The 16,015-nt window shown below is 46.5% G+C and carries 16 protein-coding genes; 9 read left to right on the top strand and 7 right to left on the bottom strand.

Features of this window, described 5'->3' with window-relative positions; all coding sequences use genetic code 11:
* The 4 genes from BLO51_RS31010 to BLO51_RS29780 form a co-directional block, all read left to right on the top strand.
* A partial coding sequence (locus BLO51_RS31010; protein ID WP_143006879.1) for a transposase occupies window positions 1–326 on the top strand: 326 nt, incomplete at its 5' end.
* A 130-nt stretch (window positions 327–456) separates the two neighbouring features.
* Entirely contained in the window at window positions 457–1,023 is a 567-nt protein-coding gene (locus BLO51_RS12370) for a hypothetical protein (protein WP_174551239.1), read from the top strand.
* Window positions 1,024–1,322: 299 nt separating this feature from the next.
* On the top strand, window positions 1,323–1,790 hold the full coding sequence (locus tag BLO51_RS12365) for a hypothetical protein (RefSeq protein ID WP_090671831.1): 468 nt from the start codon (window positions 1,323–1,325) through the stop codon (window positions 1,788–1,790).
* Window positions 1,791–1,839: 49 nt separating this feature from the next.
* Window positions 1,840–2,289 carry a hypothetical protein gene (locus tag BLO51_RS29780; protein WP_217266736.1) on the top strand — a complete coding sequence of 150 codons (450 nt, stop codon included), beginning with the start codon at window positions 1,840–1,842 and terminating at the stop codon, window positions 2,287–2,289.
* Here the strand turns inward: BLO51_RS29780 and BLO51_RS29775 are convergent.
* Window positions 2,283–2,627 carry a hypothetical protein gene (locus BLO51_RS29775; RefSeq protein ID WP_217266735.1) on the bottom strand — a complete coding sequence of 115 codons (345 nt, stop codon included), beginning with the start codon at window positions 2,625–2,627 and terminating at the stop codon, window positions 2,283–2,285. The genes BLO51_RS29780 and BLO51_RS29775 overlap by 7 nt on opposite strands.
* A 54-nt stretch (window positions 2,628–2,681) precedes the next feature.
* On the opposite strand from BLO51_RS29775, the gene BLO51_RS12355 reads away from it, so the two are divergent.
* Complete coding sequence (locus tag BLO51_RS12355; protein ID WP_167670187.1) at window positions 2,682–3,272, top strand: helix-turn-helix domain-containing protein; 591 nt, start codon at window positions 2,682–2,684, stop codon at window positions 3,270–3,272.
* A gap of 109 nt (window positions 3,273–3,381) precedes the next feature.
* Here the strand turns inward: BLO51_RS12355 and BLO51_RS12350 are convergent, their stop codons facing one another.
* Complete coding sequence (locus tag BLO51_RS12350; protein ID WP_090671822.1) at window positions 3,382–4,416, bottom strand: Cfr family 23S rRNA (adenine(2503)-C(8))-methyltransferase; 1,035 nt, start codon at window positions 4,414–4,416, stop codon at window positions 3,382–3,384.
* 561 nt (window positions 4,417–4,977) lie between these two features.
* Here BLO51_RS12350 and BLO51_RS12345 point away from each other — a divergent pair.
* Both BLO51_RS12345 and BLO51_RS12340 read left to right on the top strand, forming a co-directional pair.
* Window positions 4,978–5,532 carry a hypothetical protein gene (locus tag BLO51_RS12345; RefSeq protein WP_217266734.1) on the top strand — a complete coding sequence of 185 codons (555 nt, stop codon included), beginning with the start codon at window positions 4,978–4,980 and terminating at the stop codon, window positions 5,530–5,532.
* A 29-nt stretch (window positions 5,533–5,561) separates the two neighbouring features.
* Complete coding sequence (locus BLO51_RS12340) at window positions 5,562–5,966, top strand: hypothetical protein (RefSeq protein WP_090671816.1); 405 nt, start codon at window positions 5,562–5,564, stop codon at window positions 5,964–5,966.
* Window positions 5,967–6,134: 168 nt separating this feature from the next.
* Here BLO51_RS12340 and BLO51_RS12335 read toward each other — a convergent pair whose 3' ends face one another.
* Window positions 6,135–6,890 carry a creatininase family protein gene (locus BLO51_RS12335; protein ID WP_090671813.1) on the bottom strand — a complete coding sequence of 252 codons (756 nt, stop codon included), beginning with the start codon at window positions 6,888–6,890 and terminating at the stop codon, window positions 6,135–6,137.
* A 188-nt stretch (window positions 6,891–7,078) separates the two neighbouring features.
* On the opposite strand from BLO51_RS12335, the gene BLO51_RS12330 reads away from it, so the two are divergent.
* On the top strand, window positions 7,079–7,618 hold the full coding sequence (locus BLO51_RS12330) for a GNAT family N-acetyltransferase (RefSeq protein ID WP_090671810.1): 540 nt from the start codon (window positions 7,079–7,081) through the stop codon (window positions 7,616–7,618).
* Between the two features lie 183 nt (window positions 7,619–7,801).
* Here the strand turns inward: BLO51_RS12330 and BLO51_RS12325 are convergent, their stop codons facing one another.
* From BLO51_RS12325 to BLO51_RS12310, 4 genes are all read right to left on the bottom strand, one after another.
* Window positions 7,802–8,257 (bottom strand): hypothetical protein, encoded by a 456-nt coding sequence (locus BLO51_RS12325; RefSeq protein ID WP_090671806.1) that lies wholly within the window; start codon window positions 8,255–8,257, stop codon window positions 7,802–7,804.
* 90 nt (window positions 8,258–8,347) lie between these two features.
* Entirely contained in the window at window positions 8,348–10,111 is a 1,764-nt protein-coding gene (locus tag BLO51_RS12320) for an ABC transporter substrate-binding protein (protein WP_425415808.1), read from the bottom strand.
* Between the two features lie 194 nt (window positions 10,112–10,305).
* Window positions 10,306–11,814 carry an ABC transporter permease gene (locus BLO51_RS12315; protein ID WP_090671799.1) on the bottom strand — a complete coding sequence of 503 codons (1,509 nt, stop codon included), beginning with the start codon at window positions 11,812–11,814 and terminating at the stop codon, window positions 10,306–10,308.
* 12 nt (window positions 11,815–11,826) lie between these two features.
* Complete coding sequence (locus tag BLO51_RS12310) at window positions 11,827–13,269, bottom strand: ABC transporter permease (protein ID WP_425415806.1); 1,443 nt, start codon at window positions 13,267–13,269, stop codon at window positions 11,827–11,829.
* A 152-nt stretch (window positions 13,270–13,421) separates the two neighbouring features.
* On the opposite strand from BLO51_RS12310, the gene BLO51_RS12305 reads away from it, so the two are divergent.
* Window positions 13,422–15,158, top strand: a complete 1,737-nt coding sequence (locus BLO51_RS12305) for an ABC transporter ATP-binding protein (RefSeq protein ID WP_090671797.1) — start codon at window positions 13,422–13,424, stop codon at window positions 15,156–15,158.
* Window positions 15,159–16,015: the final 857 nt, after the last annotated feature.

Raw genomic sequence — 16,015 nt, 5'->3', positions numbered from 1 at the left:
TGCAGGTCACTGCCGAGCAAATCGCGCAGATGTATAAAGCTCGTTGGCAGATCGAGGTATTTTTTCGTTGGATTAAGCAGCATTTAAACATTCCTACGTTGTTTGGGACAACAGAGAACGCCGTTTATGGTCAGTTATTTGCAGCATTGATGGTGTACGTTCTGCTGAAATGGCTGTTTGACTCCGTTTCTGCATCCATATCTCGGCATGTGGAACTCTCCTTTGTCCGATTTACACGTTTATTCGCTCTTCATCTGCTGCCTGCTGAATGGCTTATAAAGATTCAATATATTGTGCAGACACATAACCCCCAGAGGGTTGTTTAGATTACATAATTTGGTTAATCAACAGGCCTGATATCACAATTTAATTAATGAAAAAAATGTTAAAAAACTACAAACGGAAAGGCATTTAGTGGTATATTATGGTCATGGGCTAAGGATCAAGGGATTTATTTTGAGTATGCAAGAGCGATACGAAGAAGCGAAGAAGTACGTTGCAGAGTATTCCAATCTTTCATGGTTTCAAGGTCTTGACGATATTGGCAAAAAGGAGGTTGATAAATTCCGGATATGGGGTAAGGGAAACGGGCTCATCCTCGAATTGAATACTGGGAACAAAAGTGTTATCCCGGAATTTATGGAATATTTAGAAGGGAATCCAGATATAATTTTGCAAGGGATGTTAGCAGCGATTGAGTCTGCGAATCGCTTCAACTTCTCTGTTGATGAACTTTTTGAGAAATTCCGTGAGAAGCTCCCGCCTGTAAACTCCGATGTTACCTACATAAACGGAACGCAATTATTTCACTTTTGGTACGAGAAAGCTGTGTATAGCTTCAAAAAAAACCGGTTGATCCTCGGCATCGAGGAATTGTTATATGCTTTATACTTAGCCCATAAAATGAAGTATTATTCTGGTTTCGAGAAGAGTGTTTCTTTGTATCGAGAACATAGCGATTATGCTACAGAGCAGCAAAAATGGAATTACAAACATATCGTAGAAGGAGTGTTTGACTTTTGAAAAAACTACTATCTTTTGTGATGGGGTTGGTATTGTTAAGTGGTATATCTGTTACAACCTTTGACCATATTGGTTGGGAATCGCCACAACGAACAAATATTACGACTTCCGACCATATTGGATGGGGCGGCTGATAAAAAAATAAGAGTCCCGGCCAGTAATTTGACTGGTCAGGGACTCTTTACTTTAATTCGGTCGCGGCTCGCTGTGTTGCGGTGTCGGATATCCGCGACCATCCCGGCAGCTTGCGCCGGGATGAATTATATAGAGAATATTATACAAGGAACGGGGAAAATATTATGACATTATCAGAAACAATAAAAAGGAAATTAGAGGATGAAAAGGATAGAATATTATCATCTTTTTCTGTTACTAAACAAGATGAAGGATTTATTGTTGATTATATTGCTGACTGTGATGAAAGTAGTGTAAAGAATGTTTTAGATACATCAAGAAATATATTTCGATTAATTAATGAGAATAGCCTTACAATATGGCCTAGCTTAGATGAATGGAGTTCCATTTTACCGAAAGAATTTGTAAATTCTTTTTCTGACTCCACTGATAGTGACGACTGGACACTTAGTGATTGGCTCTACTGGTTCGAACCAGAGAATAGGGCTTGGTTTTTATGGAATATAGAGTTAATAGGAAATAAATCTTTAAAAATCAGTATATTGGTTTATGAGCATCCTTTTCCATGGGAAGCGTTGGAGGTTTTATTTATAAAACTTGGAACAGGTGAAGTAAAAGAGATGGATACTTAACCAAAATTTCGAAAGAGCTTTGTTGCGGTTTCGCCCCGAAGATTGTGAATTGATAAAGACCATCTATTTTTTTTTCTTTATTGACACTAAACATATTCCAACTGTAACAAATATAATTCCAGCAAAAAAAGTGAAGTTTGTAATGTCCCATAAATATGGAGGTGTTAGTCCTATAACGAAATCAAGTTTAGTTGTGCGATCGCTTACAGCGACAAAGATAAGGATCTTTTCCAAACCTGCTAAAGCTATGAAGAGTAGTCCAACAAAACAAAGCATTAATCCAAATAAATACATTATTTTCCTCCCTTTAGAATTTTTGGCCCATCAGCAAGCCCGTTTGAGAGTACTTTTGGGGATGGGGCAAATTTCATATCGCTCTTACCAAGATAATGGTAACCTGTCTGATCGGAATAAGCATAGTGTATGTAACCTCTTAAACGGAAACGGGGTAATTAACCTTTTTTCCAGTTTCAATACTAATAACGACACATATCAGTGAAATATTTCGATAATTTTTAATATTTTTCCGTTTTTAAAAATATCATCTAAATCGCCCGCGGGATGAGCATGGGCATTATTGACAGCGAGACCACTAAACAAAGATGCTCCTATAAAGGTTGATAGAAGGACTTTTTTCGCGATAATCCATTCTTTTGTAATATCTCTGTCAATGGAGCAGACACATGGAACCGAGAATATTATGCAGCAGATCGGTAAACATTCGTACTCATTAGGTGCGCATTTACGTTCAGGAGTTAGACTTCGAATCGAAATGACTGCTCGAGTGGCTACAATGGTTGACGGCATGCCGCCACACACCAATGCATCCGACTTCATATGAATTGTGAAAGCGTGCTTGTCGATAAGACATCTAATCATAGGGGGAATTTCATGAGCGAAGACCAACGCAGGCTGGAACTCGGACGATTTTTACGATCGCGCAGGGTGCGTCTGTCACCGGAAACGGTGGGCTTGCAACACTTCGGTATGACTCGGCGAAAAACGAAGGGGCTGCGGCGCGAAGAGGTGGCGGCGTTAGCCGGCATTTCGCTTCCCTGGTACACTTTTCTTGAACAAGGCAGAGACATTAATGTCTCCGATCAGGTGCTTGAGAGCCTTGCCCGAGTGCTGCGCCTTAACCAAGATGAACAAGATCATCTGTTTTTCCTTTCAAACCCTCGCCGTATGAAAGAAATAGTAAGTGATGAAAACTCGATTACATCAACTCCATTAAGATATATGTTGGATCAAATGTCACTTTGTCCAGCTTACATCTCTGACGAGAAGATGAACATACTGGCCTTGAACGGGCTGGCATCCTTAGTATTCGGCCCCTTTGAGGAAGAGGATGGGCACAAACGAAACATGATTTGGCGCATGTTTATGCTGGAATCGTACCGAGTACTGGTTATTCGTTCCCGTAACATTGATATTGATCTTTGCTTTCCGAATGAGCCAAAAGAAGCGAATTGCCACGAATGACCCTTGAAGTGAATACTTGTACTATTTCACTATTTCGCCTATCAATCTTTTCACGAAAACCGGATAATTCTCCCCAATGTTTAGGTTGATCTTTTATTGCGGGAATGTTTTACTTGTTGTCTCCGTATAGCTGACCGCATGCTGCATCAATGTCCGTTCCGAATTGAGTTCGCACAGTGACTTGGATTCCCTTTGATTTTAAGATACTGACAAACGTTTGAACCCGATCTTTGTCCGATTGATGATAGCTTTCAGGCGTCACATCGGTTGAATTGTAGGGGATCAAATTGACGTGATATAAATGTTCCCAAGGACCTCTGTGCTTTAACAAAACAGCAATGGCTTCTGCATGCTCGTTTGAATCGTTTTCTCCTCGAAGTAATATATACGCAATATAGACTTTTCTACCTGTATCACGAATATGCTGATCCAACTTGTTCAACACATCATTAAGCGGAAACCGATTGTTAATGGGCATTAGCTCGCTCCGCTGTTCGTCGAACGGAGAGTGTAGTGAAAAGGTCAGGTTAACCTGTGGAAATTCCTTTGTCAGACGATCGATACCCGGCAAAATTCCGATGGTGGAAACTGTAATTCTTCGATGCCCCAAGCCAAAGGTTCGTGGATCTGTTAGAATCATAAGCGTGTCGAAGAGATTAGGATTGGCTAGCGCCTCTCCCATACCCATAAACGAAACACTATCCAAGGCTTGACCATTTAAATGAAAGTATAACAGCTGATCGGTAATTTCATCAGCGGTCAGATTTCGTTTCAGTCCGATTGTACCTGTAGCACAGAAGCTACAACCATATCCGCATCCGCACTGGCTGGAAATGCAGTATGATTTCCAGCCGCGCTGATAGCTTAGTTGAACTGCTTCTATGCGTTCACCGCCCTCAATGGAAAAAAGCACTTTATTCACTTGCCTGGATGTCTTTTGCATGACAGGGGTTAAGTTCAAAACGTGTTCGCCAAGGTTCTTAATTAATTCGTTTCTTATACCCTTGGGGAGTATGGTCATTCTGTCATATTCACCAATTCTTTGCTTGAAGATCGCATCCGCAATTTGTTGAAACCGATATGCAGGTTGTTTCAATGCTGTCAATATGTGTTGAATCATTTCGTATTTCGAAGTTGATTTCATGTTTTTTCTCCTCTTGAGCCGGAGAAAATGCCTTAAGCACCAATAAAGGGTGCCTAACATCTACATTAACCAACTAAAATAAAACCCACGATGCTTGCAGTTCCAGTCGCTACGTGCATCTATCTATAGATGGATAATGCTCCGGCATCCGTTTAGTTTGATCGTGAACCGTACTAACGGACAATGAACGGTTCACATGAACATTTACAACTTCAAACATTTATTTCAACCTCCTAAAATAATAAAGAGCTACAAGAAAGTTACCTTTCTTGTAGCTCAAATAAACAAAATACGAAAATCTAACCCAATGAATAGATTAGATATTGTTATTTTATTTGAGTGAAGAGAATAAGTAACTTTCTTGCTTAACAAAGAATAAAACAGTTTTTGTTTTATCATTCGTAAAATAAGCAAGAAATATTACATTATTCTCATCATCTCCCCTAGATTAATTGCTAGTATTGTAGCACAGCCAATGTCACATTTCAACTTTGTATCAATCAAGAAATCCACTCGGGAGAACAGGGTAGAAAAAAGATCGCCCTTTCTGTAGAATATTATTTGTACCAGCAAACTGAGCAGGTTTATACCCATAATATTATTTTGGGATGGCAATCTTTAGGTCATCCCTCCTTTAGAGGTGAAGTAATGGCTGATGTTCTTTTTGATTGTACTCAATTTCTGACGTTCGAAGCGAATGAGTGCGGAGATGTTTTATCATTCCTACTACCATTGTTTGAAAAAAGTAATGATTTTAAGGTGCTTCAAGAAAGAGAGATTTCTGAAAGAAGGATGTCCCATCTGAATGAATTTCTAAATAGACATACGGTCGAACTTATAAATCAAGAATTTATAGGTGAATTTGATGAATGGTTTGAATTTGATGAGATACCTCAACCAATCCAACAGTTTGGTCAAAATATTAAGGAACTTATAGAAAGAAATTCCATTGAACAACTTACAATAATACTTGTCCGGCATGCTTATGATGAAAAGGCGGCTGATAATATTTTTGTAGGTGATTACCGAGTAGAGAATATTTATGATGGGTTATATCATGCATCTTGTTTTGTTAACTCAGGGAATATTGTGGTGATTAGGTTAAGAAAGTCTTAACAACATGGATATATGGAGGTGAAAAATAAGTGAATGACGATATAATTTCGCCACAAGAATTGAGATTTCGAAATGAACTTAATCAAATATTACCAAACGCATATGATAGAATAGACGACATTGAAAGTTTTCCCGAAAGCATTGGAACAGAAATTCTTGCTTTTTTTGTTGGGTATGCTTGTCATCCTCAAAATTGGCCTCTAATTGAATTAGCAAGAAATAAAATCAAAACAATTCCTTCGAAATGGTTGCTAAAGCATCTTCCTGAAGTAGCTAGAACGACCATTTGTTTTGAAGACGATTGGGAGTATCGTAGATTGTTGGAACTTATTTCAGAAGCAGCTCCAATACTATTAAATTGGGGAATTGAGCAAGGGGTCAATTCAACAAATGAAGAAGTTAGAGAAGCGGCTGAAGACTTTATGGGACAATAAAAAGATTTTAAGTCCGAAGTAAACACATAGGTGATGTCTGTAACCTACTTCTCATCAGGTTTGCTGGCTATGAACTCCTGGTTTAACACGTTGTTATGAAACGGAAGCACATGCTTCGAATTCGTAGTTGCCTTATACTTTTTGACGGTTCATGTCCCGCTAGTTGAATCATCCTTGTGTTTTTCGACGGTATCCCTCTTCGAGGATTTGTTTTAAACCTTCGGTTCTTTTTTGAATAAATGTGTTCCAAAAAGTCTTACCTTTTTCAGCCAGTTCTTCATGTGAATAAATCCCTTCTTCAAACTTTCCCCAACACCCATCCTGAGTTAGCTTATCCCACCCTAAGTAATCTGCATAAAGACGGTTTTCTGAAGGTATGTCTGAACCCATTGAATTGGGTTTAACCAATTCAGGACAAAGCCACATAGCTGTACAAACGGACAATAAACCACCATGCATTTCGTTTAAGCCTGTTAAACCTGCCGCTTCAATTGCTTCTTCCCATGCAAGATGATTATTATGATTTGCGGAAATCAAAATAATCTGAGGGTACTTGTAATTAATATGCTTGACGAAAGCTCCCTCCCAATATGATCCGCCATGTCCAGTACAAACCAAAAACTTCCTAAACCCTTGTCTTATTAGGTTGCAAATAATCTCTTCCAACATAGCTGTTAAAATATTGGGGCTTACCGTAACTGTCCCCTTGAAATTGGCATGTTCTTCAGAGGTATTAAACGGGATTGTAGGCAACACGTAAGCATTTAATTCTCTCCCATAAGCATCCGCGTATAGCTCTGCGATAAGCGTATCTAAATGCATTGGCAAGTACGGTCCAAACTGTTCCGTAGCCCCTACCGATAGAACAGCTGTATCAATCCCACTAATTGAAACTTCCATTGTCGTGTTCTTAAAACTAAGCATACTAGCACTCCCTATAAAGGCTCGATTTCATAATACGCATTAAATTGTACCATTTTTGAGCGGTAGAAAACGGCTATAACCAAACTATTCCAGTAATTTTTTCTTGAAAAAAAGGGAAATTGTAGGTGTTGTCGAATAAAAAACTGAAGTAAACATCCAGGGGGTTATAGAGAGCGGAGGGGCTTGTTGTGATAAGAAGACCAACAATAGAGGATATAAAAGAGTTAAATGAGTTTTTTAGAATTGTAATAACTGACACGTATATTAAAGAAGGCATAGGGGATATGTTGAATGATTTAGAGGTTGAAATAAAAGCTAAGGAAAACTATCTACATAGAGATCTGGAAAGCGACGGAAAAGACAGATATTTTCTAATTGCTTTAGATGGAGAAAAAATAATTGGATCAATAGAATACGGTCCATCAAGTGAGCTTATAAATCATTGTACAGAACATGCATTAAAAGATGTAAATGAAGTGGGTACAGTTTTCGTGCATCCGGACTATCAGAGGCAGGGAATTGGTAATCAACTACTTGTTGAAATGTACTTGACCTTAAAGAGTGAAGGAATAGAAGAATTCTGTTTAGATAGCGGATATACTAATGCACAAAAAATCTGGAAGAAGAAATATGGAGAACCAGATTATCTGTTAAAGGATTATTGGGGAGAAACCGCTCATCATATGATTTGGAGGGTAAAGGTTAATGATTTATTAACAAGAGGATGAGCTTCGATGATATACAAGCCAAATTCCCCCCTTGTCGCTAATGTTACTACTACAGCTTGCGGTCCGGATTGCAAATGCTCGTCGCTTCTTCTGCAACCTTGACCGCAGCTTTTTGTCCATTTTCATTGTTCAAGGCAGTTCAGCCGGATATACAGGGGGGCGAAACCCGTCGTGCGCATTTCGTTACAACCGATGCAGCGGCTCGATGCGGTAGGCCGACTTCTCACCGGCCGGTCCTTGGTGCTCGCCGTGGATGACCCAGCCGTACGACACCGTCGAAGCCAGCCGGTCACGCTCTTCTACACTCAGTTGGGCGGAGACCGACTCTTGTCCGGGCTCCAGGCTGAGCTCGGGTTCCTCGCCCAAGGCGAGCAGAATCCAACTGGAAATGCCCCGCAGTGTGCTGTACTTGATCTGGTAACCGTTGAAGACGGCCTCTTCGAAGACAGCCGGATCGCTAGCGGCCGTGGCGGTCAATAGCTTGTAGTCGAACTGGAACTCGCTCTCGTCCTGAGGCAGCTCGCCTGCATGGATGCGGCGGAGTAGCTCCTCCTTGGACCAACCGTAGGCTTTTAACGATTCCAGCATGAGGGCGTCCCATTGCGGCAGCTTGGCTTTACTTTTATCAGAAGAAGACACGGATGATCGCTCCTTATTTTATAGGCGTTGGCTTTGTGAAGAAAGAGACCGCCCGTTTGAGGCAGTCTCTTTTCATTATCGCTGAATTCCTTATTTTTTGCCAGCTTTATAAGCGTTCAGGAACTCTTTGGCTTTGCCGGCATCGGCTTTGAGCTCAAGGCCGGTTTGGACGATCGGGCTAAGCGTCGATACGGCTTTGAATTTATTGTTTTTGTAGTAAGCGAGGAACTCATCTTGATTGATCGAGTAAAGCACCGCTTTTCTCAGATCGGCGCTTTTCGCCACTTCGCGGTTTTTCGTATTGAACAGCAGGTACGAGACGGCGTTGCTTGGGGTTGTCTGCAACGAAAGCTTGCTGTCGTTTTTGACGATGTCGAACTTCGTCTCCGGCACGCTGTAGAACAGGTGAATCTCGCCGCTGCGCAGCGCGGACAGCGAGCTGTCGGCGTCTTTGATAAAGCGGGTTTTGATGGTGTTCACCTTCGGTTCGTGCTTCGTGCCCGCCATATAAGCCGGGTTTTTCTGGAAGATCGCTTCGTAATCGTTCTTGTAGGACAGGATGTACGGACCGCTCGTGAACAGGGTGTTGTTGTATTTAGCGCCTTCGGTTACCGTGTTCTGATCGCCGTACGGGATGTCTTTGTTCACGTCGAATTTGGCAACGTCATACTTGTTGATGCTCTCGACTTGCTTCTTGGACACGATACCGGCCGATTGGTGAGCCAGATAGTTCAGCACTTGCGGGAACGGATTGATCGTTGTCAGCTTCACGACCTGGTATTTGCCTTCTTTGCTGTTGGCTTGTTTCTTATCCGGGACCAGAGCGGAGATTTTGGCGCCAAGGCCTTTCTCCAGACCGCTTTTCACCGTTTCGGAGCTGCCGGTTTGCTTGATCGAATCCAGAACAGCCGGGTCGGTCACGAGCTCTACGTTCTTGATGTGTTCATGTAAAGTGTACGTTCGATGGTTCGGCACCGAGTTTTTGTCCTTCGCGCGCTGTAGGGAGAAGATCACGTCGTCTGCGCCTACGCGCTCACCCGTATCGACGGCCAGCTTATCCTTGATTTGAGCGAAGTTGATATCGTCCCGCAGGATGAAATAATAGTCGGTATTGCCTTCGGCGATGGCGAAGTTATACGACAGGGAGCCTTCGGCGGTCAGTTTGTCGTCATCTGTCAGGTTGAGCAAACGCACGTACATATTGGTGTTGATGATGTTGATCGAGCCGTCGTTTCCTTTGATCGGGTCGAGCGACGTCAAGGTCGGTATCGGCGATTGCAGGATAATCGGTTCTTTCGCGCGCTTTCCGGCATCATTGAAATCGAGCTCTTCCCATGGAAGGGAGCGGGATTTCGACAGCCGTACGGCATCCTTCTTGAGAACCTCCTGATTAAAAGCTTGCGATTTGATGGATGTAAACAGAGGCGCGATATAGGCCTTGTCGAATACGAGCTTCTGCTCAAGCTGCTTGTACGTATCCGTATACTGCCCTTGCGTCTGCGTCGAAGCTTTTTCAATCAGCTCGTCGATTTCCTTGTCGGCCATGATGCTGTAGTCGCCGCCCGTTTTGAACAGCGAGCGTACGGCGTAATCGGGGTTGCCGGTTACGGTGGTCCAGCCCGACAGAACGATGTCGAAGTTGCCTGCGTCCTGCTGTGCCTTGTACGAGCCAAAGTCCGGCTGAAGGTTCAGCTTGACGTTGAAGCCGTTCTTGGTCAGTTGATCGCGGACGATGTTGGCGTCCGTCTCTCCGGAGCTCAGAGCGAGCAACTCGATGTCGAATCGGTTGCCGTCGCCCGATGGTTTGGAATGCGCCTGTTCGTCCTTGGTTGTTAACGTGCACCCGCTCAGCATAAGCGATACGCCGAGAATCGCCGGAATGAGCAATTTCCTCTTTTTCTTCAATGCAAGTCCCTCCTGATGAAATAAAGTTATGAAATATGAACTCACACACATTCAGTTATCGTCCCTGCAGGATTCAAGCACCTGAAAAGGAGATAGAGCATGGATGAGGATTCCGCATGTATTGCCTGCCCGAAACGGCGGCTTTACTTTAGCTTCGGATCGAGCGCGTCGCGGACACCGTCTCCCAAGAAGTTGAAGGAGAGAACCAGCGCGATGATCGCCAGACCCGGGTAGATGGCCGTAAACGCATGCGACTCCAGATACGCGCTGCCGACTTTCAGAATATTGCCCCACTCCGGGATATGCGGCTCGACGCCGAGTCCGAGAAAGCTCAAGCTGCTGGTCGAGATGACTGCGGTGCCGATGGTCAACGTCGATTTGACGATCATCGGGGAGATGGAGTTGGGAATGATATGCTTGAACAGAATCAACAGATCGCTGGAGCCGAAAGCCCGTGCCGCCTGCACGTATTCAAGCGTTGAGACGAGCATGACGTTCGCCCTCATCGTCCGGGCGTAAGCGGGGATCGCTCCGACGCTCAGCGCGAGAATAAGGTTCGTCGTGTTGGCACCGAATGCTGCGATGATCGCAATCGCGAGCAGGATGCCCGGAATGGCGTACAGAACGTCGAGCGCCCGCATGATCACGTTATCCGTCTGCCGGCCGAAATAACCTGAGATCGCACCCAGCAAGCCCCCGATCACGACGGGGATCAGCGTGGATAAGAAGCCGACGAACAGCGAGATCCGTGCGCCGAATACGATTCGGGAGAACAGGTCGCGTCCGAAATTGTCGGTGCCGAGCGGGTAAGCCAAGCTCGGAGATTGCAAAATCGCCCCATAGTTGTTGTCGATCGCCATTCCATAATCGAACATCAGGTAGCTGCACACGGCGATGGTAAGCAGGAAGCAGATAAAAAACAGCCCGAGCATCGAGGCGGAGCTTCTGGACAGGCGCTCGACGGCATGGTTAAGCTTCGAGTCCGACATATGCTCCTTGTCGCGCAGCTTGGCGATCAACAGGAGGCCGAGGAACAGGGCGAACAGATTGCCTGTTGCGGTGGTTGCCAACAGCGCGATGGCGACGATCCACATCGATTTTGGAAAAATCTTGTCTTCCGCGTAGCGCGCCACCAGCAGCAAGGCGACCAGTTGGACCACGGCTGCCACGATAAGCAGCGCCATGCCTGGCAGGAACGTATTGGCGACGTAAGGCTTGAATACGTTCAAGGCAGAGACGGCGAATACGGACAAGGTCGTAAGCAGCGCATAAAAGGCCAACGTGTAGGCGACGCTCTTCTTGCGTTTGATCAGTTGTAAAGCGGCGGTCCCGACGAAGATATTGGCTGTCAGCAAGCTGAGCAGCAGCACATAACCTAATCGGCGCGTGACCTGCCGCAGCTCGCCGCTGCGAAGCAGGTCTCTTTTGATAAGGAACCTGACCGCTAACTGCAGCAGCCCAAAAACCAGATAGGCGGCGAATGCGGCCAGGACGGCCGGCTTCCAGACCGCGCCGGACCAGTCGTAGCTGTTCAGCAGCAGTACCAAAGCGATTCCGAGAGAAGCGATGCCGGAGAAACCGGCTTGACTGTATTCCGGGCAAGAGGCCAGCCGGAAGTGAGCTTCATGTTTGGTTAGTTGGTTTGTTTTCACGGCTGACACCTGCTAGTATTGTTTCATTTTTGAACGGATTCTTGGATCGAAAAACGCATACAGAATATCGATAACGACATTGACGATAGAGATTGCGATTGCGGTGTAGACGACGCCGCCCATAATGGCGGGGATGTCCGGGATGAACTGCTTGTCCACGATGTAGCTCCCGATGCCGTTAATATTGAATACCTTCTCGGTAACGGCCGCTCCACCGAGCATCCCGCCGAACTGAAGTCCGATGATCGTAATGATCGGGATCAGCGCGTTGCCTACCGCGTGTTTCCACAGGACGCGCCTGCGGGACAACCCCTTGGCTTTGGCGGTCGTAATGTAATCCTCGTGTATGACCTCAAGCGTGGAAGAGCGGGTCATCCGCGCGACCGCCGCCGTTAACCCCGTGCCCAGAACGATAATCGGCATGATCATCGATAGCGAGTTCTCCGGGCTATAGGTGGCGGGAAGCCATTGCAGCTTGATCGAAAAGTTCAGGATGAAGATCAAGCCTTGCCAGAAGCTCGGGATCGACAAGCCGAGTAAAGCAATGAACATAAACGTATAATCGAAAAACGAATTCGGCCGCGTCGCCGATATAATGCCGATCGGCAGGGCGATGAGCACCGCGACGATGGTGGATATGACAGTAAGTGTCATCGTCACGGGAAACTTGTTGGCAATGGCTGTCATCACTTCCTCGTTGCCGGCAAACGATTTGCCGAGGTCGAAAGTCAGGATGCCCCGCAGCGTATTCCAGAGCTGAACCAGATAAGGCTGATCCAGTCCATACAGCTTATTGAATGCGGCGATCTGCTCGGCGGTTGCGGTTTCCCCGAGAATATTGGCGGCCGGGTCCATCGGCGATATATACAGGATGGTGAAGACCAGAAAGGCGACGCCGAAAATGACCAACACCGTCATGATCAGCCGCTCCACGATGTGTTTCAGAAATGCGTTGCCGTAGATCCCGATCAGCGCATACATCAGAATCCCCGGCAGGAAGGTCACAGCCAGAAACGCCGGGTGATGGATCAGCATCCGGAACGTCTCCGCAAATGTGACCTGTGTCTCGTGGCGCTGCTCCAGTTGAGCCTCGACCTGCCGCTGCAGAGCTTCCTTGAACTTCTCGGCGGTAATGCGCTCCGCTTCATGCTCCAGCTGCTTCTGATCGACCTGTTGGTTGAAAAAATGATGCTTTCGGGTCAACTGTTCTTTCGTTTCCGATAAAATCCGGTCCCGGTAGCCGGACTCCAACAGCTTACGTTCCAGACTTCGACGCAGTTCCTGATGCGCCTTCCGCTTGCCTCCATATAGGTAGACGATGCCGACGAAAACATTTATAGGCGCCCCAGCGAGCAGCAGCAGGAAACGATAAGCCGGATGTAGAAACATTTTAGAGTAGATGTTCCCGATTCGGTCAACGAGACGGGAACCTGTCATGACCGTTTGCCCTGTCAAGCTTGTGCGCTCCCCTTCAAGTAAATTAGGTTGAAAAAATTTGCATTATTCCGATTAATATAGTAGATTTTAAGATAACGCTCGAAAAATGTCAACAATTAATACGACGAAATCAGGTCTTTCAAAATTTACGATTTAACGCAGGTGACTTCATGGATACGCTACTGCAGGTGAACCAATTATCCGTTTCATTTTATTCTCGTGACAGGGAAGTCGAAGCCGTCCGGAATGTAAGCTTCGAGGTACGTAAGGGCGAGACGCTCGGGATCGTCGGAGAATCCGGCAGCGGCAAGAGCGTCACGGCGCGCACGATCATGCGTCTGCTGCCTTCGCCACCCTCTATGGTGAAGGGCGGAGAGATTTTATTCCAAGGCCAGAATCTGGCCTATAAAACCGAACAGGAAATGGAGCAGATCCGGGGGCGGGAGATCGGAATGATTTTTCAGGACCCGATGTCCTCGCTTAACCCGACGATGCGGATTGGCAAGCAGATCGAGGAGAGCTTGATCAAGCATCGGAAGCTCTCCAAAACGGAGGCGCGCAGGGAAGCGATCGAGATGCTCCGGATGGTCGGCATCCCGTATAGCGAGGCCCGCTATATGCAATATCCGCATGAATTTTCCGGCGGCATGCGTCAGAGGGTGATGATTGCCATCGCGCTCGCTTGCCGTCCTTCGTTACTGATCGCCGATGAACCGACAACGTCGCTGGATGTTACGATACAGGCGCAGATTCTGCATCAGATGAAGGAGCTCCAGCTAAAGCTCGGCACCTCGATTATCCTCATCACGCACGATCTGGGCGTCGTTGCCGGTATGTGCGACCGTGTCGTCGTCATGAAGGAAGGCGAGATCGTCGAGACCGGCACAACGGAAGAAATTTTCTACTCGCCGAAGCATCCTTATACGGTCCGGCTGCTGAACGCGCTGCCCCGGTTGGACGAGAAGAAGAAGCCGAAGCCCGCGCCGCTCATCGCGAGGTCGGCCGACGATCGTCCGCTGCTGGAGGTCCGGTCGCTGAAGCAATATTTTGATCTCGGGAAGGGTCAGATCGTCAAGGCAGTGAACGATATCAGCTTCGATATCCGGGCCGGCGAGACGCTTGGCGTCGTGGGCGAATCCGGGAGCGGCAAGTCGACGACGGGGCGGGCAATTCTGCGTCTGAACGAGCCTACCGGGGGCGAGGTGCTGTTCAAAGGGATCGCGCTGAACCGGCTGAACCGCGGTGAAATGAAGACGATGCGGCGGTACATGCAGATGATTTTCCAAGATCCGTACGCCTCGCTGAACCCGCGTCTTCGCATCGTCGACATCATTGGCGAAGCGTTAGACGTGCATGGGATCGCAAGAGGGAAGCAGGAGCGGCAGAAGCGGGTCGAAGAGCTGCTCGATATGGTTGGGCTAAGCCCGGCACATGCCATGCGTTATCCTCACGAATTCTCGGGAGGTCAACGCCAGCGGATCGGCATCGCCCGTACCCTTGCCATCGAGCCGGAATTTATCGTGTGCGACGAGCCGTTGTCGGCTCTGGACGTCTCGATCCAGTCGCAGATCGTCAAGCTCCTGGAGGAGCTGCAGCAGCGACTGGGTCTTACCTATCTGTTTATCGCGCATGATCTGTCTATGGTTAAGCATATCAGCGACCGCGTGGCGGTGATGTACAAGGGCAAGATCGTGGAACTGGCTGAAAGTGAGGAGCTGTACGAGAACCCGCAGCATGCCTACACGAAGTCGCTGCTGGCCGCGATCCCGGTTCCCGACCCGAAGGTGGAATCGCAGAAGACGTTCACCGCTGGGGAGGAGTCCTCGAAGGCGGACCCGTACGGCTTGGAGCGCTCAAGCTTCGTTGAAGTGAAGAAGGGGCATTGGGTGGCAGTTGCTGAAGCATAGGGTTAGGTGAGGGTTCGGGAGACGAACGGCTGCTTAGTGGGAACGACTACAAGCGAATGTAAGTGAATTGGGTTGGAAAAAGGTGGACAAAGCTATATAATTGTAAATGCGCGTTTGTGTCGTCGACCTCCAATGCTGCAAAAAAGCCGGGGGGTCGACGACAACGATTGTCGCGCGGGAAAAGGGATTTTGGTAGTTGGTGTGGGTGAGATTTGTTTTGCAAGTATGCGAGAATGGCGTAACGACGGCGGTTTTACGGGGTTTGAACGTACCTATGAGGAATTGGAACTTGTCAATGGCGACACAGTTGTTAGTGACAGCAGACAGGTTTTGAACGTACCTATGAGGAATTGAAACAAAGTCTTGCGAGGCGACTGGTCTGGAGCGTGGGAAGGTTTTGAACGTACCTATGAGGAATTGAAACACAGTAACCTGATTGTCATATGGCATTCCATCAGCTGTTTTGAACGTACCTATGAGGAATTGAAACTCCAATCGCTCAAGATATGGTTAGATGGCTTGAAGAGGTTTTGAACGTACCTATGAGGAATTGAAACGCGATTTGGAAAGCCGCTCTAATATTGTTGCTTGTACTCCTGTTTTGAATGTACCTATGAGGAATTGAAACTTTTACTAATCTTCATATATTTAATGTACCAAAACTGTTTTGAACGTACCTATAAGGAATTGAAACTGCAGATCGGAGATGTCGCCTTGATATTCTCCAGTCAGTTTTGAACGTACCTATGAGGAATTGAAATCCCAAGCTGATGTTCTCTTAGCGGACGGCAGACGAGTGTTTTGAACTTACCTATAAGGAATTGAAACATCTCCGCCTCTGCGAGCAGGTTGTCGTA

Origin of the sequence: Paenibacillus tianmuensis (assembly GCF_900100345.1) — a bacterium.
Lineage (GTDB): Bacteria > Bacillota > Bacilli > Paenibacillales > NBRC-103111 > Paenibacillus_G > Paenibacillus_G tianmuensis.
The sequence above is the reverse complement of the archived record's forward strand: the minus strand, read 5'-3'. Positions and strand labels throughout refer to the sequence as shown.